This window comes from Curtobacterium sp. VKM Ac-2887 (assembly GCF_015350935.1).
In the GTDB taxonomy this organism is placed as follows: Bacteria; Actinomycetota; Actinomycetes; order Actinomycetales; family Microbacteriaceae; genus Curtobacterium.
The window spans coordinates 426,508-447,570 of the sequence record NZ_JADKSB010000001.1 but is presented as its reverse complement, the minus strand read 5'-3'; the positions used below and the strand labels follow the sequence as shown (position 1 = coordinate 447,570).

The following is a 21,063-nucleotide window of genomic DNA, read 5'->3' as shown; positions in this document are numbered from 1 at the left end:
CGAGTCTCGGGGTCGGCGACACTTCTCGTGGCTGCGGGCGCGAGAAGTGTCGCGCAGCCCGAGTCTCGGCCGCCCCGCGGCGGACAGCGTCAGCCGCGACCGGGCGCGGTCACCTCGATGCGGTTCGCCCACGGGTCCTCGAACGCGACCGTCCGGCCGTCGTCGGCGGTCTGCACCCCGGTGTCGTGCATGCGTGCGACGAGGGCACCGAGGTCGTCCGACCCGGGCACCTCGATCCGCACGAGCCCCAGCCCGAGCGCGAGCTGGCGGCGCCCAGCGCCGCGGGAGTTCCAGGTGTTCATCGCCATGTGGTGGTGGTAGCCGCCGGCGCTGACGAACAGGGCCTCGCCCCACCCGGCCGTCGTCGCGAAGCCGAGCTTGTCGACGTAGAAGTCCTTCGCGCTGGCGACGTCGCCGACCGACAGGTGCACGTGGCCGACCCGACCCGGCGCGTTCGGCGCGGACTCCATCGCGTCGGCCGTCAGGTGCTCCTGCAGGAACGCGTTCGGGTCGACGTACTTCGTGTCCATGTCGACCATGCCGTGCGTCCACGACCACTCCGTGCGGTCGCGGTCCCAGTACAGCTCGACGCCGTTGCCCTCGGGATCGGTGAAGTAGAACGCGTTGCTCACCAGGTGGTCGGCGCTGCCGGTGAAGGTCTGCGGGAACTTCGTCGCCACCGAGTACAGCGCGGCGGCCAGGTCGGCCCTCGTGTCGAACAGGATCGCGGTGTGGAACAGGCCGGCGTCGTGCGGGCCGGCGTGCTGCATCGACGGCGCGTGCTCGAGGATCACGATCGGGACCGCCAGGCCACCGGCGCCCGGTCGCCCCAGCACGGCGACGCCGCCCTCGTTCGAGAGCAGCGAGAGCTGGACGCCGTCGCGGTAGTAACCGATCATCCGGTCGAGGTTCGCGACGCGGAGGGTGACGGCACCCATCCCGGTGTCGGCGGCGAGGAGGTCCTGCGTGTGCATGGCACCAGTGTGCGCCCATTTGGTTGACGCGTCAACCAAATGGGCGTCGGTCGCCCGCGCCAGAGCGACAGATCCACGCCATCCCGGTGCGACGTACCCGCCAAAGCGACAGATCTCCGCGAACAGTTCGCGGCAATCTGTCGCTTTGGCGAACGGGGCGCGCAGCGGACGGGGCGCGCAGCGAACGGGGGCGGGCAAGCGACGGGAGGCCCGGTGCGCGTCCGCCCCGCCGGCCGCGGTCAGCGGGAGCGGAAGTAGCGGTGCAGCGCGCGCTCGCGGATCGCGGCCGCGGCGAGCGCACCGCCGAGCAGCGCGCCCACGAGCCCGAGGGACACGATCGCGATCGCCTCGCGCACGATCGGCAGCGCGTCGTCGACGTCGAGGCCACGCACCGACACCACCGCGACGCTCGTCGCGACCAGGGCCCCGACCGATCCCCAAACCAGGTGCTGCAGGACGATTCCGAGGACCTGCGCGCTCCGCGGTACCCCGACGTGCCGGTCGGAGGCCAGGGCGAGCCGGCGCCGTGCGACCGCTGCCGCGCCGATCGTCAGCCCCACGAGGACCGCTGCACCGAACGGGACGAGCACTGGCTGCCGCGCCGCGGGGGTGAAGACCGCGCCCAGCGTCGGGTTGAGCTGCCCGGCGGTCGGTCGGTCTTCGCCCTCGGCCCCGCTCGCCGGCAGGACGGTGCGCCGGAGCATCGAGACCGTGTCGTCGCGCTGCGGCCACACCGTCGCCCAGCAGGCGTCGAACGGCGACCCGTCGTCCACCGTCGGCGCGAGGACCGCGTACTCCAGGTCGGGGTCCCGGCCGTCGTCGGGGTGGTCGTACACACCGGCGACTCCGGTGCCCGCGCCGCCCACCGTCACGAGGCGATCGCCGGCAGCAAGCCCCAGGGTCTCGTGCACCGTGGGCGAGATGATCACTCCCGCGGCCCCGTCGGCAGCCGAGCCACCGAGCAGGCCACGCACCCCGGCGCTCACCTCGTAGGTCGGGATCGCCGAGCCCGGTAGCGCGGCGGGGACGACCCCGGCGTCGAGGCGCCGGAATGCGCCGGATGCGATGACCCCTTCGGCATCCGCGAGGGCATCGCACACGCGGCCGTCGATCCGGCCCTCGGCGCGCTGGACGGTCGTCGCCGCACCGCTCGCGACGAACACCGCAGCCGCTCGGACGTCATCGGCGACCGCACCTGCGCGCAGGCCCACGACACCGCTGAGCAGCACCGCGAGGACGACAGCGGTCACGGCTGCCCACGAAGCTCCGGAGGCGATGTCGCGCCACGCCTCCCGCCAGACCTCGGTCACCTGCATCCGGCGGGGGCTCATCGGTACCGCCCGAGGTCGAGCACTCCGTCGCAGGCGTCACGGGTCGCGTCGTCGTGCGTGGCGACGACGACGACCGTCCCCGACGCGGCGAGCGCACCGATCCCACGGTTCACCTCGATCGCGGTCGCTCGGTCGAGTTGCGCCGTCGGCTCGTCGACCAGCATCAGACCCGGCGCACTCGCGATCGCGCGCGCGAGCATCAGGCGTTGCGCCTCGCCACCGGACAGTTCGGCGAACCGCGCGTGCGCCCGCGAACCGAGCCCGAAGCGCTCGAGGACCTCGAGTGCCCGGACGTCCGCGGTCCGACGATCCGCGCCCTGGGCGACGAACGGCAGCGCGACGTGGTCGAGCACGCGGCGGCGGGCCACCCCGTACGGGTTCTGGAAGACCCAGAGCGGCCGACAGCCCGGCGGACGGACGGCGGCACCGCGCGTCGGACGGAGCATCCCGGCGAGGATCGCGAGCAGCGTGGACTTGCCGGAGCCACTCGGCCCGACGACCGCGGTCACGCTCCCCTCGGCGAAGGCGCGGTCGACGCGGTCGAACAGCACGGTGCCGTTCGGCCAGACATGTCCGACGCCCTCGAGCGTCACCGACACGAGCTGGACCGGTCCGGCGCGGCACGGATCCGGTCGAGCGTTCGTCCGCCGGGCACCCGGACGAACGACTGCCCGAGTTCCGACCCGAGGACCTGGACCCGGAGCGGCCGCCCCGTCGTCGGTTGCACGCACGCCCGGTCGCCCTCGAGGTCCCAGAGGGCCGTCGGCGGCACCACTTGGACGGTCCGCGGGCGACTGAGCGTCCACGTCGCGGCCACCGTCGGTGCGCCGTCCGCCGAAGCGACCGTCGCCGCGTACTCCGGCAGGGCGGTGATCGCAGCGAGGTCCGTCGGCGGCGAGACCACCCCGGCGGCGTCGATCGGGATGTCGGCGTTCCCGATCCGCAGCACGCGCTCCCCCGGCGCCGGATCGACCGGGAGCGCCTCGATGCGCGCACCGCGGAGTTCGGCCGGGAGTTCGACGAGGACACCGTCGGCGCCGACCGCTGCCCCGACGACGGCCACGCACGCCAGGACGGCGTTCTCGGCGGCTGGCACCCATGCGAACGGGTCCCGCGGCACGACGTCGTCGGGCAGGTCGTCGCGGTCGACACCTCGGTCGACCAGGAGCTGGTGCGCAGCTCGGAGCGTGCCCGGCCCGAGGACGCCGTCGATGCTCAGTCCGGCACCGAGGCGCGTGAGTTCCCGCTGCAGCCCCGTGACGTCGGCCCCGCGGTCGCCGAGCTCGAGGTCGCGCCACAGCGGCTCGTCACTGGCGAGCGCGATCACCGGCCGCCCGTCGACCCGCGCGAGGACGTCCCCGCTCCGCACGGGCGCCCCGGTCGAGCACGTCGACGTCGTCACCGTGCCGGTCCGCGACGTCACGACCGCCCGTGGGGCACCGGTGGCGAGTGCGAGCTGCACCTGTCGTTCATCGGCATCGGTGCGCTCGGTCACCCGGACGGTGCTCGTGGGGGCCGCCGTCCGGAGTGCAGCCGGGACCTCGGCCGGCACAGCGACCACGATGGCGGCGGCCGTCGCCGCCGCGACCACCATCGCCCCGAGCGCCAGGAGCGCGGCAGACGGGAAGCGCATCACTGCCGCCAGAGCCCGAGCGGATCAAGGGCGCACTGCTTCGCCTGCTCGCCCATCGAGTCGAAGGGGAAGAGGTCGGCGTCCTGGTCCTTCCGCCACTGTTCCTCGGTGTAGTCAGGTCCGACGAGGCCGGCCTTCCGCAGACACGGAACGGTGATCTTCGCGTCGTCCAGCTTGCCGGGGTTCCTGCGCGTCTCCTCGAACAGGAACGTGATGCTCTGGTCGAACTTCGACTCGCACGCTTCGAGGATCTTGTTGGTCCTCCCGATGTCGTTGCTCGGCGACTTGCCCACCGTGCTTCCCACTTCGAACCCGCCGTCCGCGAAGTAGGAGATCGTGAGCTCGGAATCGCGGAGGCACGTGTCGACCTTCGCGTGAGCGTCCTCGAGCTCCTGGGTCGTGACCCGACCGTCAGCCAAGACCCTCGCCTCCGAGTCGGACACGTCCGCGTCGAGCGCCTCGAGGAACGCATCCGCCCACGGTCCCGCCGCCTCGAGCGACGCAGGAGCCCGCTCGGAGGGCCTTGGCGTGTCCGCGTCACCCGCCGAGCAGCCAGACAGCGCAAGGGCAGAGCCGACGAGGAGGGCGAGTCCCGCCGTCACGACGGATGGCACAGCGAAGACCCCGGTCATTGCTGCCGCCAGAGCCCGAGGGGGTCCAGTCGACACTGTACGGCTGCGGGGTCCCACGGCGAGAAGGAGAAGTTCCCGTCGTCGTTCTGGGTGCGCCATTCACGTTCGGTGTACGTGTCGTCGACGAGTCTCGCGGCACGGAGGCACGCGACGGTGATCGTTGCCTCGTCCTGCTTCTCCGGGTTCCGCCGGACTTCGTTGAACAGGTACGTCACGTCGCTGTCGAAGTCCTTCGCGCACTTCGACTTCGAATCGTTGATGGCCGTTGCGTCTTCAGCCTTCCGCCCCGGGAGCGGCGACGCTTCGGACGTGCCGTCCTCTGCTGTCGTGTAGTCGTAGCCGAGATCCCGCATGCATGCGCTCATGCGGGACTGGGCATCTGCGACCTCCCGCGCCGAGATCGTTCCGTCCGAGAGGATCTGTCGCTGGTAGGGGCTGGTATCGGAGGCTGATTCCGCGAACTCATCTGCCCACGGCCCGGCCGCGGAGAAGCCTGACGGATCGACGACCCGGGGCGCAGCATCTGCGGAGGCGCAGCCAGCGAGCCCCGTGGCGGCGATCACCACGACGACCAATGCTCCCCGAGCACGGTTCCGAACCACCGCGTCAGGCCCGGACCATGCCGTACTGGGCGATGTTGGTCCAGCAGGCAGCCTCGTAGGACCACTTGTTGCCACCGACCACGTTCCCCCACTTCATCGTCCCGCTCTTCAGCCGGTTGAAGTGCTGAGCGCGACCACACCCCGACTCGTTGAAGCCCATGCTCTGCGTCACCTTCCGCCAGCACGTCGCAGCACTCGCCTCCGGCGCCGTCACGGTGTCGACCGCGATCCCGCCGCCCACGACACTCCCCAGCACGACCGCACCCAGCACGACGTTCTTGATCGACATCGATCTCCCCTTTCATCGCGACATCAGCCCGATGTCACCGTTAACGTATTACCGGTCAGTACGAGAACGCAACGACACCCACCACATCCGTGCAGGATGGATGCGTGACTGATGACATCCGGTGGGAGGTGGTCGAGGAGAGCTCCCTCTCACTCCCGGACCACGAAGCGATCGCAGCACTGCTCGCGCAGGCGTTCCCGGACTGGTCCCACTGGTACGTGGGCGGCCGCAGCTGGTCCGGCATGCAGCCCGAACGCCGGGTCCTGGCCCGCGACCGGGACGGCGTCGTCCTGGCGCACGTCGGGATCCGCCGCATGTTCATCACGGTCGGCGGGCGCGACGTCCTGGTCGGTGACACCGGCCTCGTCGCCGTGTCGCCACGGCTCCAGGGATCGGGCAAGGGCCGGGAACTCATGGAGCGCACGCACGCCGTGCTCGACGGGCTCGCGGTGCCGTACGGCTTCCTCGGCGCGGGCGAGAACCGCATCCCCTTCTACGCGAAGCTCGGCTGGCACGAGTTCCCCGAGGTCGTCGGCACCTTCTCGGCGTTCACCGCCGAGGGCGCCGGTATCACGAACACCGAGCAGGGCGGCTGGATGGTGCGGCCGGTGGCCGCAGCCCTGGAGGACTGGCCGGCCGGCCCGATCTGGCTGAACGGGCAAGAGGTCTAGAACGCAACGACAGACGGACGGGAGGCCCGGTGCCAGCTGGCACCGTGCCTCCCGTCCGTCAGGTGGTGGACCGGGGCTCACGCCCCCGCGTCCACCGGACTACGCCTCGACCGCAACCGTCCCCGGGTCCTCGTTCGAACCCGGCGCGCTCGGCACGACCGCGGCGCGCACGCGCGCACCGAGGTCGGCGTCGACGTTCGTCCAGTACGCGAACACGCGCTCGCGCAGGTCGTCGCGCGTCACCTTCGAGACGTGACCGGCGATGTTGCCGACCAGGCGCTCACGGGCGGCGTCGTCGAGGACCTCTCGGACGAGCGTGCCGGCCTGACCGAAGTCGTCGTCCTCCGGGTGCAGGGTCGCGGCGGAACGCTGCAGCGCGCCGTCGGACTCCCAGCCGGGCACGTCGTCGGTCGCGGTCGGGTCGGCGTGTGCGCCACCGAGCGAGTTCGGCGCGTACACGGGCACCTCGGACTTCTGGAAGTCGAAGCGCATCGCGCCGTCCTTCGAGTACGAGTGCACCTCGTTCTTCGGGGCGTTGACCGGCAGCTGCGCGTGGTTGGTGCCGACGCGGTAGCGGTGGGCGTCCGCGTAGCTGAAGATGCGCGCGAGGAGCATCTTGTCCGGGCTGGCAGCGATGCCGGGAACGAAGTTCGAGGGGGCGAAGGTCGCCTGCTCGATCTCGGCGAAGTAGTTCTCCGGGTTGCGGTTGAGCTCCATCGTGCCGACCTCGATGAGCGGGTAGTCCGCGTGCGGCCACACCTTCGTCAGGTCGAACGGGTTGAAGCGGTAGGTCGCGGCGTCCTCGTAGGGCATGACCTGCACCTTGAGGGTCCAGCGCGGGAAGTCCTGACGCTCGATCGCGGCGTGCAGGTCGCGGATGTGGAAGTCCGCGTCTTCACCGGCGATGCGGTCGGCATCCTCCTGCGTCAGGGCCTTGTGGCCTTGCTCGGTGATGAAGTGGTACTTCACCCAGAAGCGCTCGCCCTCGGCGTTGATCCACTGGTAGGTGTGCGAGCCGAAGCCGTCCATCTCGCGCCACGACGCGGGCAGGCCGCGGTCGCCCATCAGCCACGTGACCTGGTGCGCCGACTCGGGCGACAGGGTCCAGAAGTCCCACTGCATGTCGTGGTCGCGCAGGTGCGAGCCGGGCAGGCGCTTCTGCGAGCGGATGAAGTCGGGGAACTTGATGCCGTCGCGGATGAAGAAGACGGGGGTGTTGTTGCCGACGAGGTCGTAGTTGCCCTCGGACGTGTAGAACTTCAGCGCGAACCCACGGGGGTCGCGCCACGTGTCGGGCGAACCCTGCTCACCGGCGACGGACGAGAAGCGCGTGAGCATCTCGGTCTGCTGGCCCGGCTGCAGGAACGCGGCGCGGGTGTACTTGCTGACGTCCTGCGTGACGGTGAAGGTACCGAAGGCACCGCCGCCCTTCGCGTGGACGACGCGCTCCGGCACGCGCTCGCGGTTGAACTGGGCGAGCTTCTCGACCAGGTAGTGGTCGTGCAGCGCGAGGGGGCCGTCGGCCCCGACGCCCATCGAGTGCTCGTCGCTCGAGACGGGAGCGCCGGAGTTGGTGGTCGTGGTGGGGGTGCCGGCCGGCTGGCCGGGCGTCGTGTTCTGGTCGGACACGGTTCCTCCTTGGGTGGAACGGTTGGTTCGGTCAGGGGTGCTCGGGTGGTTCAGTGGACGCGCGGGGCGTCGGGCGCGGCTGCGTCGGGCACGGCTGCGCCGGGCTCGTCTGCGCTTGCGCTTGCGCCTGCGTCGCCTGCGCTTGCGCTGGGTGTGCCTGCGTCGCCGGCTGCGTCATCGCCCACGTCGTCGCGCTCGGCCGCGGCGCAGCGCTCGCAGATGCCCCAGTAGGTGACCTCGGCGGTGGTGACGGCGAAGCCGTGCGCGTCCGACGGGGTCAGGCAGGGTGAGTGCCCGACGGCACAGTCGACGTCCTCGATCGCGCCGCACAGGGTGCAGACGATGTGGTGGTGGTTGTCCCCGGTGCGTCGCTCGTACCGAGCGGGGCTGCCGGCCGGCTCGATGCGTCGGACGAGGCCGACGCCGGTCAGCGCAGCGAGCACGCCGTACACGGCCTGGTGGCTGGTCGTCGGGAGTTCCGCCGTGAGCGCCGTGACGATGTCGTCGGCGGTGGCGTGCGGCATCGATTCGGTGGCCCGCAGCACCGCAAGTCGCGGCGTCGTGACCCGGAGGCCCGAGGTGCGGAGCAGATCGGCGTCGGCGTCCATGCTGAGCCTTTCTTTTGCAGGAATCAAGACAACACGGCCACTGTACACGAGCCGTCGTGGCGCGTACCCGTCGGAACACATTCCGCGACCGGTATGCGACGTGTCACGATCTGGCGGCGATCACCTGGAGGGACCCTGGAACGATCGGTCTGCACGCTAACGTCCCGACATGTCCACGAGCCACGGCCTGTCTGAACAGGCGAACAGCGCACCGGACGTCCGGGGGATCATCGCGAAGCGGGACCTGGTCGTCGACCTCATCCGGACGGCCTGCGTCGTCCTCGTCGTCATCGTGCACGTCACGATGGTCGGCGTCGCCGCCGACGACCAGGGGGTCCGGGTGACGAGCCCCCTGCAGGAACTCCCGTGGTACGTCGCCGCCACCTGGGTCGGGCAGGTGATGCCCCTCTTCTTCGTGGTCGGCGGCTTCGCGAGCGCAGTCGGCTGGCGCAGCACCGTCGCCCGCGGTGCGCCGAGCCCTGCTCGCGACTACCTGGCCACCCGCCTCGTGCGCCTGTTCCGGCCAGCGGTCCCGCTGTTCGTGTTCCTCGCGCTCGGGCTCGGTGTGGCCACGGCCGTCGGCACCCCGCCGGACCTCCTCGCCGAGGTCGCGTTCGGCATCGGCTCACCGCTCTGGTTCCTCGCCGCGTACGGCATCACGCAGTGCTGCGTGCCGCTGATGATGCACCTGCACGAGCGGGCACCATGGGCCGCCCTCGGCGTCCTGCTGCTGCTCGCCGGAGCGGTCGACGCGATCCGCCTGGCCACCGGGGTCGCCGAGGTCGGACTGCTCAACCTCGGGCCGGTGTGGCTCTTCGCGCAGCAGCTCGGGTTCCTCTGGGCCGACGGGTGGTTCGCACGGCGGTCGAAGGCGCTCCTGCTCGCGGTGGCGGTCGTCGCCTACGCCCTGCTCGTCCCGATGACCTCGATCGGCTTGTGGGCACCGGACATGCTGCAGGACCTCAACCCGCCGATGCTCCCGCTGGCGTTCCTCGCGATCGCGCAGGCCTGCCTGGTCCAGCTCGTGCACGCCCCGCTCAGTCGCCTGATGCGCACCAGGGCCGCACTCGGAGCCGTGTTCGTCCTCGGCCGCGACGGCATGACCATCTACCTGTGGCACCTGCCGCTGTTCATCGCGCTGAACGGGGTCGCCCTGCTGGTCGGGGTGCCGTTCCCGTCGCCGGGCTCGGGTGGGTGGTGGGCGTCCCGGCTGATCGCGCTGGTCGCGGTACTCGCCGTCGCACTCGGGGTTGCTCGCGCGCTCCGTTGGTTCGACCGCCCGCTCCCCCGGCTGCTGCCCTCGGCCGACCGCCCGTCCTGGCCGGTCGTCGCTGTCGCTGCGCTCTGCACGATCGGTCCGGCGTTCCTGGTGATGCAGCTGCACCTGTCGTTCGGGGTCGCGGTCATCGGCGCCGTCGCGGTGCCGATCGGGGTGTGGTTGCTCTCGCGGACCACGCCGGCCAGGGGCGTCACCCGGATCTGAACCGGTTCTCACCGATCGGGGCCACTCGGGTCTGCGCCGGCACACACGCCGGGCAGAGGATGGCACGAGGCCGATCCCCTGGAGGCACCCGACGCCGTCGACACCCGAGTTCTGGAGCACCTGGCGGTTCGATCCCCTGTCCGCGGTGATGATCGCCGTCGCCGCGGTCGCCTACGGCTGGTGGATCGTCGGCGCCGCACGTCGCGGCGCGCGCTGGCCTTGGTGGCGCACCCTCGCCTTCGTCGCCGCACTGGTGCTGTTCGGGATCCTGCAGTTCGGCATCGTCGGCGAGTACGACCAGCAGCTGCGGTGGGCGTTCGTGCTGCGGTCCGCCCTGCTCTTCTTCGCGGTCCCCACCTTCGCCGCGCTCGGTGCGCCCGTCTCGTTGCTCCGGACAGGAGGCCCGGATCGCCTCGCGCACGCCGCCGACGCCGCCATGCGGTCGCGTCCAGTGCGCCTGCTCGGCAACGCGATCGTCGCGCCGCTCGTCGCCCTCGTCCTGTTCGTCCTGTTGCTGACACCGTTCTCGGCGACCCTGCGCGAATCGTCCGTCTGGGCCGTCGTGATCACGGTGACGGTTCCGATGCTCGGGTTCGGGTTGCTCGCTCCGCTGTCCGAGCCCGGTGTGCTGCGATCGTCGACGTTCGTGACCGCGGAGTTCCTGCTCGCCTTCGTGGAGCTGATGATCGACGCGGTGCCGGGCATCGTGCTCCGGATCACGAACCACGTGCTCGACGGGTCGGTGGTGCGGGCCGTGGGGCAGCCGTGGTTCCCGTCGCCGCTGCGCGATCAGCACCTGGCGGGCGACCTGCTGTGGTTCATCGCCGAGGTGGCGGACATCCCCGTGCTCATCTCGCTGTTCATCCGGTGGCAGCGGACCGATCGCCGCGAGGCCCACGCCGTCGACGCCCTGACCGACGAGCAGATCGACGAGCTGACGCGGGAGCACCTGCAGCGCCGGGGTTGAGCGCGCGGGCGGGGCGGCGGCGGGCGGCGGGTTTCACATGGTGAGCAGAAATGGTCGGGTGCCCGCAGGCGACCCGACCATTTCTGCTCACGAACTGTGCGCGTTCCTACTTCGACGGGGCTCCGGCGGCCTCGGGCTGGGCGGTCACGCCGCCGGTCTGCTGCCAGGCGACGGTCTGCTTCGGCTTCGCCAGGAACAGCGCCGCCACGATCGCCGCGATGAGCACGATCGCCGGCAGGAACAGGGACTCACCCATGGCCCGCGAGAACGGCTCGAGCAGGAACCCGGGCAGTCCGCCGACCTGCTGCTCGGCACCACCGGCGGAGGTCCCACCGGTCGAGGCCGGGAAGTTCGCGGTGATCCGGGCCTCCATCAGCGCCGCGATGCCGGCCGAACCGAGCACGGCACCGATCTGGCGCGTGGTGTTGTAGACGCCCGAGCCGGCACCGGCCAGCTTCGGCGGCAGGTTGCGCGTCGCCGAGACCGACAGCGGACCCCACATGCAGGCGTTGGCGATGCCGAGAAGCGCGCTCGGCAGGAGCACCCATCCCCAGTCGGCACTCGACGACAGCAGGGCACCGAACCAGAACAGCCCGGCCGAGAAGCACGCGAGACCGAACGCGGCGACCCAGCGCGGGTTCCACCGGTTGAGGTTCTTGCCGACGAGCGGTGCGAGGCCGGCGGACAGCACGGCCTGCGGCACGAGGAGCAGTGCCGCCTGGGTCGGCGAGAACCGCAGGACGTCCTGCGCCCAGAGCATGATCGGCAGCGCGAACGAGGCGATCGCGACACCGACGGCCGTGATGGCGACGTTGGCCAGGGTGAAGTTGCGGTCCTTGAACAGGCCGAGGGGCAGCAGCGGCTCGCCCTTCTGCACGCCCTGCCAGACGACGAACCCGGCGAGCACCACGAGCCCGACGATGATGAGCGACCACACCGAGATCGGTCCGGCGATGACGCCCCAGTCGTAGGTCTCGCCTTCCTGGATGCCGAAGACGAGCAGGAACAGACCGGCCGCCGACAGGAAGATGCCGAGGTAGTCGAAGCGGTGCCCGTGGCGGTCGAACGACGGCACGAAGCGCTGCGCGAGCACGAACGCCACGACACCGACGGGGACGTTCACGAAGAAGATCCACTCCCAGCCGAAGCCGTCGACGAGCAGGCCGCCGACGATCGGGCCGACGAGCGAGGCGACACCGGCGACGGCACCCCAGAGCCCCATCGCGGCACCGCGGTTCTGCGGCGGGAAGATGCGCGTGATGACGGACATCGTCTGCGGGCTCATCATCGCGGCGCCGAGGCCCTGCACGACGCGGGCCACGATGAGCATCTCGATCGAGCCGGCCAGACCGCACCAGAGGCTGGCGAGCGTGAAGACGACGAGGCCGATCTGGTACATGACCTTCGGGCCGAAGCGGTCACCGAGGCGGCCGGTGATGAGCAGCGGCACGGCGTAGGCGAGCAGGTACGCGCTCGTCACCCAGATCACGGAGTTGATGTCCGCGTCGAGCTTCTGGGCGATGGTGGGGGTGGCGACCGACACGATGGTCGAGTCGACGAGGATCATGAAGAAGCCGACGACGAGCGCCCAGAGGGCGGGCCACGGCTTCTTCTCGGTCGTCCGCGGAGGCGTGACGGTGGTCATCGAGTGGTGTCCTTGCTGTTCGTGGGGAAGTCAGTGTCTGTGGGGACGGCCGGGCCGTCCCAGGGGAGGTCGCCGCTGGCGATGCGGTCGACGGTGGTGCTGAGCCACTCGATCTGCGCGGCGAGCATCGCATGGACGTACGACACGTCGAGCCAGTACCGCTCGGTCAGCTGCTTGGCCTGCACGCGCTCGAGTGCCTGGTCGTAGTCGTCGCGCTCCTGTTCGAGTGCGACGATCCGGGCCCGGACGGCATCGACCGCCTCGGCGTGCGGCAGGTTCTCGAGCACGGAGAGGGCCAGGTGGAACTCCGGGTACTCGTCCGCGGGCTCCGCCACCATGCGGCGGAGGCCGTCCGCGAGTGCTGCGCGGCCGGCGTCGGTGATCGTGTAAGTGGTGCGTTCCGGCCGGTTGCCGTCGCGGTCGGTGCCCACGACCTCGGCGAACCCGAGCTCGGCGAGGCGGCCGACCTGGTGGTACAGGGTGCCCGGGCGGACCTTGACGTTCCGCTCCTCCTGCCGGTGGACCATCGTCTGGAACATCTCGTACGGGTGCATCGGTGCCTCGTTCAGCAGGTCGAGCGCGGCGAACGCGAGGGGCGTGAGCGACGCCATGCGGGCCTCCTGACGGATCGATGTCGCAGTCTTCCGACTGGACTATTCGACTTCGAATATACGGAGTCGAACACAGGTGAGCAAACGCACAGCACGTTCTCCACAGGAGGCCCGGATCCGTCCCGGCGTGTCGCGCGCGCCCCGTAGACTGGTCGCGTCCCCCACCCCTGAAGCGCTGGAGAGAACACGTGCCAACGATCGTCGTCGAGGTCATGCCCAAGGCTGAGATCCTCGACCCCCAGGGCAAGGCGGTGGGCAACGCCCTCGCCCGTCTGGGCAAGGCCGACCTGACCAACGTCCGCATCGGCAAGCGCTTCGAGGTGACCGTCGACGGCCCCGTCGACGACGCCAAGCTGGCCGAGGTCCGCGACATCGCCGCCGACGTCTTCTCGAACGCGGTCATCGAGGACGTCGTCTCCGTGACCGTCGAAGGTCAGTGACCCGGATGCGCATCGGCGTCATCACCTTCCCCGGCTCCCTCGACGACCGTGACGCCCAGCGCGCGGTCCGTCTCGCCGGTGCCGACCCCGTCGCCCTCTGGCACGGCGACCACGACCTGCAGGGCGTCGACGCCATCGTGCTGCCCGGCGGGTTCTCGTACGGCGACTACCTGCGCGCCGGTGCGATCGCCGCGAAGGCGCCGATCATGGCCGAGGTCATCGACGCCGCCGGCAAGGGCATGCCCGTGCTCGGCATCTGCAACGGTTTCCAGATGCTGGCCGAGGCCCGTCTGGTCCCCGGGGCCCACACCCGCAACGCGCACCAGCAGTTCATCCGCCGCGACCAGAAGCTCCGCGTCGAGACGACCTCCACCGCCTGGACCTCCGGGTTCACCGCGCAGCAGGAGATCACGATCCCGCTCAAGAACGCCGACGGCCGGTTCGTCGCCGACGCCGACGAGATCAAGCGCATCGAGGACAACGGCCAGGTCGTGTTCCGCTACGTTGGCGTGAACCCGAACGGGTCGATCGACGACATCGCGGGCGTCTCGAACGAGCGCGGCAACGTCGTGGGCCTGATGCCGCACCCCGAGCACGCGACCGAGCCCGGCTTCGGCCCGGACACCGCCGCTGCCATGGCCTCCGGCACGGACGGCCTCACCTTCTTCACCTCCGTGATCGAGTCGACGCTCGTCAAGTGACGGCCGCGACTCCAGTGACAGGGAACGACAACACCGTGACGACTTACGTGCGCCCGAAGCCCGACACCGTGCAGGATGCCGCGGCGACTCCCGACAAGGACCAGCCGTACGACGCGCTCGGCCTGAAGCCGGACGAGTACGCCCGCATCAAGGAGATCCTCGGCCGCCGCCCCACCTCGGGTGAGCTGGCGATGTACTCCGTCATGTGGTCCGAGCACTGCTCCTACAAGTCCTCGAAGAACTACCTCCGTCAGTTCGGCAAGAAGGTCACGCCGGAGATGACGAAGAACCTGATGGTCGGCATGGGCGAGAACGCCGGTGTCGTCGACGTCGGCAACGGCTGGGCGGTGACCTTCAAGGTCGAGTCGCACAACCACCCGTCCTACGTCGAGCCGTACCAGGGCGCCGCGACCGGCGTCGGCGGCATCGTCCGCGACATCATCTCGATGGGTGCCCGCCCGGTCGCCGTGATGGACCAGCTCCGCTTCGGCGCGATCGACCACGAGGACACCGCACGCGTCGTGCACGGCGTCGTCGGTGGCATCTCGTTCTACGGCAACTGCCTCGGCCTGCCGAACATCGGCGGCGAGACCTACTTCGACCCGGTGTACCAGGGCAACCCGCTCGTCAACGCCCTCGCGGTCGGCGTCCTGCGGCACGAGGACCTGCACCTGGCGAACGCGTCCGGAGCCGGCAACAAGGTCGTGCTGTTCGGTGCCCGCACCGGTGGCGACGGCATCGGCGGCGCATCGATCCTGGCGTCCGACACCTTCACCGAGGGCGGCCCGACCAAGCGTCCCGCCGTCCAGGTCGGTGACCCCTTCGCCGAGAAGGTCCTGATCGAGTGCTGCCTCGAGCTGTTCCAGAAGGAACTGGTCGAGGGCATCCAGGACCTCGGCGCCGCGGGTATCTCCTGCGCCACGTCCGAGCTCGCGAGCAACGGCGACGGCGGCATGCACATCTCGCTCGACGACGTCCTGCTGCGCGACCCCACGCTCACGGCCGAAGAGATCCTGATGTCGGAGAGCCAGGAGCGCATGATGGCGGTCGTCCGCCCCGACAAGCTCGACGAGTTCCTCGCCGTGGTCGGCAAGTGGGAGGTCGAGACCAGCGTTCTCGGCGAGGTCACCGGCACCGGCCGTCTCGTCATCGACTGGCAGGGCCAGGAGATCGTGAACGTCGACCCGCGCACCGTCGCCGTCGACGGCCCGGTCTACGACCGCCCGGTCGCCTACCCAACCTGGATCGACGCACTGCAGGCCGACAGCGCGGCGTCGCTCGACCGTCCGGCCGACGGCCCCGCGCTCAAGGCGCAATTCCTCAGCCTGCTCGGTTCGCCGAACCTGGCGTCGAAGAACTGGGTCACGAACCAGTACGACACCTACGTGCTCGGCAACACGGCCCTGTCCTTCCCCGACGACGGCGGCATGATCCGCGTCGACGAGGAAACGGGTCTCGGCGTCGCGATCGCCACCGACGCCAACGGCCGCTACTGCCAGCTCGACCCGAAGCAGGGTGCTCGTCTGGCCCTGGCCGAGGCGTACCGGAACGTCGCCGTGACCGGTGCCGTCCCCGCTGCGGTCACCGACTGCCTGAACTTCGGCTCCCCCGAGAACCCCGAGGTCATGTGGCAGTTCTCCGAGGCGGTCGAGGGACTGGCCGACGGCTGCATGGAGCTCGGCATCCCGGTCACCGGCGGCAACGTGTCGTTCTACAACCAGACCGGCTCGACCCCGATCCACCCGACCCCGGTCGTCGGTGTGCTCGGTGTCATCGACGACGTCGCCAAGCGCGTCCCGTCGGGCTGGCAGGACGACGGCCACAACATCTACCTGCTCGGCACCACGAGCCTCGAGCTCGACGGGTCGGCCTGGGCCGGCACGGTGCACGGACACCTCGGCGGTCGTCCGCCGGCGGTGGACCTCGGTCGCGAGAAGGAGCTCGCCGAGCTGCTCTTCGCAGCGAGCGGCGAGCAGCTGCTGACGAGTGCGCACGACCTGGCGGACGGTGGCCTCGGCCAGTCGCTCGCCGAGTCGGTGCTCCGCTTCGGCCTCGGCGCCCGCGTGGTCCTCGACGAGCTCGAGTCCCGCGACGGCGTCGACACGGCGACCGCGCTGTTCTCCGAGTCGACCGGTCGCGTCATCGTGACCGTCCGGCGCGAGGACGACGTCCGCTTCCAGGGCCTGTGCGCCGGTCGGGGCTTCCCGGTCCTGCGCATCGGCGTGACCGACGCCACGTCGAACGCGCTCGAGGTCCAGGGTGCGTTCACGGCGACGCTCGACGAGCTCCGCGGCACGCACAACGCGACGCTGCCGGCCCGCTTCGGCGACGTGATCGTCGAGGACGTCACCGAGGGGTACGTCGGCCGTGGGCCGCTCGACTCCGACGGTGCGTTCTCGCCGCGCACGGACTCCTAGGCCCGGCGGACACCGCGTGCCCATCGTCACCCTGCCCTTCGCGGAGCTCGTCGACCGGTTCGGCCCCGTGCCGGACGGCATCGAGCTGGACGTGTGGGACGTCGAGGCGCCGTACGGTCGCCCGGACGACGTCGCCATCACGTTCCTGCCGTTCTACTTCGGTGGACGGCACCGCTGGCAGTTCGTGCACGACCTGCCGGCGCTCGAGCTCCTGCAGCTGCCGAGCGCCGGCTACGAGCACGCGGTGCCGCACGTGCCCGGGCACGCCCAGCTGGCGAACGGTCGGGGGATCCACGACGACGAGACCGCCGAGCTCGCCGTCGGCCTGGCGCTGACCTCGCTGCGCGAGCTCGGGGCGTTCCAGGCCGATCGCGCCAACGGTGTCTGGGACGCCCGGAAGACCCGTTCCCTGGCCGACCGCCGGGTCACGGTCGTCGGCTACGGCGCGATCGGGTCGGCGATCGCCACCCGGTTCGAGGCGTTCCGCACCGAGGTCACCGTGGTGGCCCGTACGGCTCGCGACCAGGACGGTCGCCACGTGCACGCGTTCGGCGAGCTGCCCGAGCTGGCAGCGACGACGGACGTCCTCGTGCTCATCGCGCCGCTGACGGACGAGACCGAACGGCTGGTCGACGCCGAGCTGCTGGCCGCGCTGCCCGACGGCGCCCTGGTGGTGAACGTCGCCCGCGGCAAGGTCGTCGACACCGATGCACTGGTGGCGGAGCTGCAGTCCGAGCGACTGTTCGCGGCACTCGACGTCACCGACCCCGAGCCCCTGCCCGACGGCCACCCGCTGTGGACGACGCCGAACACGGTCCTCACGCCGCACGTCGGGGGCAACACCGACCTGAGCGTCCCGCGGTCGATCGAGCTGATGCGTCGGCAGGTCGCCGCGCTGGCCGAGGGTCGCCCGTTCGAGAACCTGATCGAGCGCTAGCGACCTGTCGGCGTCAGTCCAGTCGGAGTGCCATGCCGAGACTCGGCGCGACGTCGTCGAACCCGAGCGATCGGTACAGCCGCTGACCGGGCGGATCCCCGACGAGCGTGACGTAGGCCCCGGCGGGTGCTCGGTCGCGGACGTCCTCGAGCAGCCACTCGACCACACGGCGTCCGAGCCCACGGCGCTGGTGGTCGGGATCGGTGGCGATGTCGGCGATGTGGAAGTACCACCCGCCGTCGCCGATCGTCCGGCCCATTGCCACCGGTGTGCCGCCGGCGTCCACGACGTGGCACGCCGACCAACTGCCGGCGATCGCCCCGGCGCCCTGCTCGGCGTTCTTCGGTGAGAGTCCGGAGTCCTGGCGCAGACGCAGGTAGTCCGTCAGCGGCGGTGCCCCGACGACCAGGGTGTACGGGTCGACCTCGGTCACGGTCAGAGCGGGACGATGCACGTCGGGGTCCCGACGGCGATCTGCTCGACGGCCTCGCCCGGCACACCGTCGGCACCGATCGGCAGCACGGCGATGGCGTCCGACCGCTCGTTGGCGACGAGCACGTACCCGGGCACCCGGGCGAAGTGGCGCGGCCAGGCTCCCCCGCACGACGCGGACCCGACGAGCGCGAGCCCGTCGTCGGCAGCGTCGAGCACGACGATCAGGTCGCGGCCACGGACGGCGACGGTGACGAGTCCGGCTTCGTCGACCTCGATGTGGCTGAGGAGCGACTCCCCCACCGCACCCTCGAACGTCGGGGTCGAGGCGATCGTCACGAGCGAGCCGGACTCGTCGCGGCGGAGTCGGTGGACAGCGCCGTCGAGCTCACCGGCGACGAACAGGTCGCCTGCGTACCAGGCCAGGTGCCGCGGGCCGACGCCGGGCGCCACGTGGTGCGCGCGTAGCGCCTCGAGCGTGGGGACGCCGTCGGCCGACACGGTCACGCGGAACTCGTGCAGCGCGTCGCCACCGAGGTCGGCGACGAGCACCGTGCCGTCCGGCGTCGCGACGGACTGGTGCGCGTGCGGCGCATCCTGCCGGTCCTGCACCGGGCCGGTGGCGGCGGGCAGGGTCGCGACGGCGATGGCCGAGGCGGGGACGGCGAGCCGGTCGGTTCGGCCGTGCACGCCGTCTGCGGGCAGGACGACGCCGTCGCTCGCGAGGACCGAGGCGGAGAACGACTCGGCCGCCGCCAGGGACACGGCGGTGACGGTGCCGGAGACGTAGTTGGTGACGATGAGCGCCCCGGACGGGTCGACCCGCAGGTGGCACGGGGCGTCACCGCCGGCGGAGGCGTCCCACAGGTGTTCGAGCGCGCCGTTCTGCATCCGGAAGGCTGAGACGCCGCCGTCGTTCGTCTCGGACACGGCGTAGACACGGTCGCCCGACACGGCGAGGAACGAGGGATCGTCGAGCACCGCGACGGTACGAGCGACCGCGCCCGCGCGGGCAGCCCCGCCGTCGACGAGGGAGATGCCGGTCGCGTTCCCGCCGCCGGTGGCGGTGTAGGAACCGACGAGCAGGGTCGGCAGGTCGACGCTCATTCGTCGCGTCCGGCGATGCGCTCGTGGTGGTGGATGACCTCGGCGACGATGAAGTTGAGGAACTTCTCGGCGAAGGCGGGGTCGAGGTGCGCCTCGGCGGCGAGGCTCCGGAGCCGTGCGACCTGGATCTGTTCGCGGTCCGGGTCGGCGGCGGGCATGCCCGATTCGGCCTTCAGGTGCCCCACTCGCTGGGTGTACTTGAAGCGCTCGGCGAGCATGTGGATGACGGCGGCGTCGATGTTGTCGATGCTCTGCCGGATGCTCCGGAGTTCGGCGACAGCCGTCGCTTCGGCCGTCGCTTCGGGCTCGGGCGGGGTGACGTCGTCGCTCATGCCCCGAGCCTACTGGCGGACGCGCAGCCGAACCCCGCCGACGCCTGCGAGAATGAGCACATGTCGGTCTTGCTCGTGATCTCGGGCGTGTGTGCGGTCCTCGCTGGCCTCGTCCACGTGTACATCTGGTTCCTCGAATCCATCATCTGGACGAGTCCACGCGCCCGCAAGGTGTTCGGCATCGCGACCGAGACCGAGGCCGACGCGACCCGCTCCCTCGCGTTCAACCAGGGGTTCTACAACCTGTTCCTGGCGATCGGCGCGATCCTCGGTGTCGTGCTGGTGCTGGCGGGCAACACCGCAACCGGCTGGACCCTCGTCGTGTTCTCGACCGCGAGCATGCTCGGCGCCGCGGTGATCCTGGTCGGCTCCGGCCGCAAGTACGTCAACTCCGCGTTCAAGCAGGGCACGCTCCCGCTGATCGCGCTGCTCTTCGCGCTGCTCGGCTCGAGCTTCCCCGTCTGAGCCGTCTGCGCCGTCTGCGCCGTCTGCGCCGTCTCGACCACACCGTCAGCCCCGCCACGCAAATGCGACAGGGTGCCGCCGAACATCGGCGGCACCCTGTCGCTTTCGCGGGTGAAGACCGGCCAGGTCAGCCGAGCTTGTCCTCGAACTGGGCCGGCAGCTTGTCGAGCGCCCACTCGATCGCAGCGGTGGTGCCCATCGAGAACGCCGACGACACGTCCTTGTCGTCGAAGACGATGTAGTGACCGGCCTCGACCGACGGCACCTTCTGGAACAGCGGGTCGGCCTCGGCCTTCGACGCGTCGACGTAGATCGGCAGGACCAGCGTCAGGTCGGCGTCGAGCAGGTCGAGGTTCTCGTCGGACAGCGTGACGGAGAACGCCTTGCCGGCTTCCTTGTCGATGGCCGACGGGATCGTGAACCCGAGGTTCTTCATGAACGACGAGCGGCTGTCGGTGGAGGCGTACGCCCCGAAGCCCTCGGAGCTGTACGCACCGACGACGGCGGTCTTGCCCTCGAAGTCCGGGTGGGCCTTGCGCGCCGTGGCGTAGGCGTCGTCGAGGTCGGAGAGCAGCTTCTTGCCCTCGGACTCCTTGCCGAGCGCCTTCGCGATCATCGTGGTCTGCTGCTCGGTCGAGGCGAGGTAGTTCTCGCCGCCCTTCGGGATCGCGACGGTCGGCGCGATCGCGGACAGCTTGTCGTACCGGTCCTTGTCACCAGACGACTTCACGTCGAGGATCAGGTCCGGGTTGAGCTTGAGGATGTCCTCGTAGCTCGGCTCGAGCGTCTGGATGATCTTCGGCGACTTCGTGTAAGCGTCCTTCAGCCACGGTCCGACGCCGTCGCCACCGAAGGCGAGCCAGTCGCTCGCACCGACCGGCTGCACGCCGAGCTCGAGCGCGGTCTCGGCGTCACCCCAGCCGAGTGCGACGACGCGCTTCGGCTGCGAGTCGATCGTCGTGGTGCCGAGGCCGGTCGTGATGGACACCGGGAAGGCGCCGTCGGACGAGCCGGACGAAGCCGTGTCGGTGGACGAGCCGGAGCCCGAGGCACAGCCGGCGAGGACGAGGGAGGCTGCGACGACGGCACCCGCAGCGGCGAGGACACGTCGGAGACGAAGGGATGAGCGGATCACGAAGGGTAGCCTAACCTAACGG

23 protein-coding genes are annotated in these 21,063 nt (G+C 70.6%); 8 read left to right on the top strand and 15 right to left on the bottom strand.

Features of this window, described 5'->3' with window-relative positions; translation table 11 throughout:
* Nucleotides 1–89: 89 nt before the first annotated feature.
* From ITJ69_RS02220 to ITJ69_RS02190, 7 genes are all read right to left on the bottom strand, one after another.
* Nucleotides 90–974 (bottom strand): VOC family protein, encoded by an 885-nt coding sequence (locus ITJ69_RS02220; RefSeq protein WP_228504497.1) that lies wholly within the window; start codon nt 972–974, stop codon nt 90–92.
* A 239-nt stretch (nt 975–1,213) separates the two neighbouring features.
* Nucleotides 1,214–2,305, bottom strand: a complete 1,092-nt coding sequence (locus tag ITJ69_RS02215) for a hypothetical protein (protein WP_194671853.1) — start codon at nt 2,303–2,305, stop codon at nt 1,214–1,216.
* Complete coding sequence (locus tag ITJ69_RS02210) at nt 2,302–2,904, bottom strand: ABC transporter ATP-binding protein (protein WP_131880723.1); 603 nt, start codon at nt 2,902–2,904, stop codon at nt 2,302–2,304. Before ITJ69_RS02210 ends, ITJ69_RS02215 begins: the two co-directional genes overlap by 4 nt.
* A complete protein-coding gene (locus tag ITJ69_RS02205) occupies nt 2,895–3,938 on the bottom strand; it encodes a peptidoglycan-binding domain-containing protein (protein WP_159573598.1) in 1,044 nt (347 codons plus the stop codon). Before ITJ69_RS02205 ends, ITJ69_RS02210 begins: the two co-directional genes overlap by 10 nt.
* Entirely contained in the window at nt 3,938–4,627 is a 690-nt protein-coding gene (locus ITJ69_RS02200; protein WP_228504495.1) for a hypothetical protein, read from the bottom strand. Before ITJ69_RS02200 ends, ITJ69_RS02205 begins: the two co-directional genes overlap by 1 nt.
* Entirely contained in the window at nt 4,567–5,136 is a 570-nt protein-coding gene (locus tag ITJ69_RS02195; protein WP_159573596.1) for a hypothetical protein, read from the bottom strand. The genes ITJ69_RS02200 and ITJ69_RS02195 overlap by 61 nt, the downstream gene beginning before the upstream one ends.
* 40 nt (nt 5,137–5,176) lie before the next feature.
* A complete protein-coding gene (locus tag ITJ69_RS02190) occupies nt 5,177–5,461 on the bottom strand; it encodes a hypothetical protein (protein ID WP_159573595.1) in 285 nt (94 codons plus the stop codon).
* 104 nt (nt 5,462–5,565) lie between these two features.
* Between ITJ69_RS02190 and ITJ69_RS02185 the strand changes: the two genes are divergently transcribed.
* Nucleotides 5,566–6,132, top strand: coding sequence for a GNAT family N-acetyltransferase (locus tag ITJ69_RS02185; RefSeq protein WP_194671851.1), 567 nt, complete (start codon nt 5,566–5,568; stop codon nt 6,130–6,132).
* A gap of 99 nt (nt 6,133–6,231) precedes the next feature.
* Here the strand turns inward: ITJ69_RS02185 and ITJ69_RS02180 are convergent, their stop codons facing one another.
* Nucleotides 6,232–7,761 (bottom strand): catalase, encoded by a 1,530-nt coding sequence (locus tag ITJ69_RS02180; RefSeq protein ID WP_194671850.1) that lies wholly within the window; start codon nt 7,759–7,761, stop codon nt 6,232–6,234.
* Between the two features lie 50 nt (nt 7,762–7,811).
* The gene (locus ITJ69_RS02175; RefSeq protein WP_194671849.1) at nt 7,812–8,369 is read right to left on the bottom strand and encodes a Fur family transcriptional regulator; all 558 of its coding nucleotides are present in this window, start codon (nt 8,367–8,369) and stop codon (nt 7,812–7,814) included.
* 169 nt (nt 8,370–8,538) lie between these two features.
* Between ITJ69_RS02175 and ITJ69_RS02170 the strand changes: the two genes are divergently transcribed.
* Complete coding sequence (locus ITJ69_RS02170) at nt 8,539–9,852, top strand: acyltransferase family protein (protein ID WP_194671848.1); 1,314 nt, start codon at nt 8,539–8,541, stop codon at nt 9,850–9,852.
* A 148-nt stretch (nt 9,853–10,000) separates the two neighbouring features.
* A complete protein-coding gene (locus tag ITJ69_RS02165; RefSeq protein ID WP_194671936.1) occupies nt 10,001–10,819 on the top strand; it encodes a cytochrome c oxidase assembly protein in 819 nt (272 codons plus the stop codon).
* 106 nt (nt 10,820–10,925) lie between these two features.
* On the opposite strand, the gene ITJ69_RS02160 is transcribed toward ITJ69_RS02165, so the two are convergent.
* Together ITJ69_RS02160 and ITJ69_RS02155 are read right to left on the bottom strand one after the other, a co-directional pair.
* Complete coding sequence (locus tag ITJ69_RS02160; protein ID WP_131921275.1) at nt 10,926–12,464, bottom strand: DHA2 family efflux MFS transporter permease subunit; 1,539 nt, start codon at nt 12,462–12,464, stop codon at nt 10,926–10,928.
* Complete coding sequence (locus tag ITJ69_RS02155; RefSeq protein ID WP_194671847.1) at nt 12,461–13,075, bottom strand: PadR family transcriptional regulator; 615 nt, start codon at nt 13,073–13,075, stop codon at nt 12,461–12,463. Before ITJ69_RS02155 ends, ITJ69_RS02160 begins: the two co-directional genes overlap by 4 nt.
* A gap of 188 nt (nt 13,076–13,263) precedes the next feature.
* On the opposite strand from ITJ69_RS02155, the gene purS reads away from it, so the two are divergent.
* Genes purS through ITJ69_RS02135 form a run of 4 tightly spaced genes read left to right on the top strand, consistent with a single transcriptional unit; the run spans nt 13,264 to nt 17,570 of the window.
* Nucleotides 13,264–13,515, top strand: coding sequence for a phosphoribosylformylglycinamidine synthase subunit PurS (gene purS, locus ITJ69_RS02150; protein ID WP_017886272.1), 252 nt, complete (start codon nt 13,264–13,266; stop codon nt 13,513–13,515).
* Between the two features lie 5 nt (nt 13,516–13,520).
* Complete coding sequence (gene purQ, locus ITJ69_RS02145; protein WP_111085606.1) at nt 13,521–14,216, top strand: phosphoribosylformylglycinamidine synthase subunit PurQ; 696 nt, start codon at nt 13,521–13,523, stop codon at nt 14,214–14,216.
* 35 nt (nt 14,217–14,251) lie between these two features.
* Nucleotides 14,252–16,633, top strand: coding sequence for a phosphoribosylformylglycinamidine synthase subunit PurL (purL, locus tag ITJ69_RS02140; RefSeq protein WP_243648845.1), 2,382 nt, complete (start codon nt 14,252–14,254; stop codon nt 16,631–16,633).
* Nucleotides 16,634–16,649: 16 nt separating this feature from the next.
* Nucleotides 16,650–17,570 (top strand): 2-hydroxyacid dehydrogenase, encoded by a 921-nt coding sequence (locus ITJ69_RS02135; protein WP_194671846.1) that lies wholly within the window; start codon nt 16,650–16,652, stop codon nt 17,568–17,570.
* Nucleotides 17,571–17,583: 13 nt separating this feature from the next.
* Here ITJ69_RS02135 and ITJ69_RS02130 read toward each other — a convergent pair whose 3' ends face one another.
* The 3 genes from ITJ69_RS02130 to ITJ69_RS02120 are packed head-to-tail and all read right to left on the bottom strand — an operon-like array spanning nt 17,584 to nt 19,441.
* Nucleotides 17,584–18,024, bottom strand: coding sequence for a GNAT family N-acetyltransferase (locus ITJ69_RS02130; protein WP_323742903.1), 441 nt, complete (start codon nt 18,022–18,024; stop codon nt 17,584–17,586).
* The gene (locus tag ITJ69_RS02125; protein ID WP_194671845.1) at nt 18,006–19,109 is read right to left on the bottom strand and encodes a lactonase family protein; all 1,104 of its coding nucleotides are present in this window, start codon (nt 19,107–19,109) and stop codon (nt 18,006–18,008) included. The genes ITJ69_RS02130 and ITJ69_RS02125 overlap by 19 nt, the downstream gene beginning before the upstream one ends.
* Nucleotides 19,106–19,441 (bottom strand): chorismate mutase, encoded by a 336-nt coding sequence (locus tag ITJ69_RS02120; RefSeq protein WP_123293629.1) that lies wholly within the window; start codon nt 19,439–19,441, stop codon nt 19,106–19,108. The genes ITJ69_RS02125 and ITJ69_RS02120 overlap by 4 nt, the downstream gene beginning before the upstream one ends.
* Nucleotides 19,442–19,501: 60 nt before the next feature.
* On the opposite strand from ITJ69_RS02120, the gene ITJ69_RS02115 reads away from it, so the two are divergent.
* Nucleotides 19,502–19,906, top strand: coding sequence for a DUF1304 domain-containing protein (locus ITJ69_RS02115; RefSeq protein WP_123293628.1), 405 nt, complete (start codon nt 19,502–19,504; stop codon nt 19,904–19,906).
* Between the two features lie 127 nt (nt 19,907–20,033).
* On the opposite strand, the gene ITJ69_RS02110 is transcribed toward ITJ69_RS02115, so the two are convergent.
* Nucleotides 20,034–21,041, bottom strand: a complete 1,008-nt coding sequence (locus ITJ69_RS02110) for an iron-siderophore ABC transporter substrate-binding protein (RefSeq protein WP_323742902.1) — start codon at nt 21,039–21,041, stop codon at nt 20,034–20,036.
* Nucleotides 21,042–21,063: the final 22 nt, after the last annotated feature.

Coding starts and splice junctions, on each gene's coding strand:
- ITJ69_RS02175 (WP_194671849.1), bottom strand. CDS start 8,369: ATGGACGCCGACGCCGATCTGCTCCGCACCTCGGGCCTCCGGGTCACG.
- ITJ69_RS02170 (WP_194671848.1), top strand. CDS start 8,539: ATGTCCACGAGCCACGGCCTGTCTGAACAGGCGAACAGCGCACCGGAC.
- ITJ69_RS02155 (WP_194671847.1), bottom strand. CDS start 13,075: ATGGCGTCGCTCACGCCCCTCGCGTTCGCCGCGCTCGACCTGCTGAAC.
- ITJ69_RS02190 (WP_159573595.1), bottom strand. CDS start 5,461: ATGTCGATCAAGAACGTCGTGCTGGGTGCGGTCGTGCTGGGGAGTGTC.
- ITJ69_RS02115 (WP_123293628.1), top strand. CDS start 19,502: ATGTCGGTCTTGCTCGTGATCTCGGGCGTGTGTGCGGTCCTCGCTGGC.
- ITJ69_RS02125 (WP_194671845.1), bottom strand. CDS start 19,109: ATGAGCGTCGACCTGCCGACCCTGCTCGTCGGTTCCTACACCGCCACC.
- ITJ69_RS02220 (WP_228504497.1), bottom strand. CDS start 974: ATGCACACGCAGGACCTCCTCGCCGCCGACACCGGGATGGGTGCCGTC.
- ITJ69_RS02165 (WP_194671936.1), top strand. CDS start 10,001: ATGATCGCCGTCGCCGCGGTCGCCTACGGCTGGTGGATCGTCGGCGCC.
- purQ (WP_111085606.1), top strand. CDS start 13,521: ATGCGCATCGGCGTCATCACCTTCCCCGGCTCCCTCGACGACCGTGAC.
- ITJ69_RS02215 (WP_194671853.1), bottom strand. CDS start 2,305: ATGAGCCCCCGCCGGATGCAGGTGACCGAGGTCTGGCGGGAGGCGTGG.
- ITJ69_RS02120 (WP_123293629.1), bottom strand. CDS start 19,441: ATGAGCGACGACGTCACCCCGCCCGAGCCCGAAGCGACGGCCGAAGCG.
- ITJ69_RS02205 (WP_159573598.1), bottom strand. CDS start 3,938: ATGCGCTTCCCGTCTGCCGCGCTCCTGGCGCTCGGGGCGATGGTGGTC.
- ITJ69_RS02160 (WP_131921275.1), bottom strand. CDS start 12,464: ATGACCACCGTCACGCCTCCGCGGACGACCGAGAAGAAGCCGTGGCCC.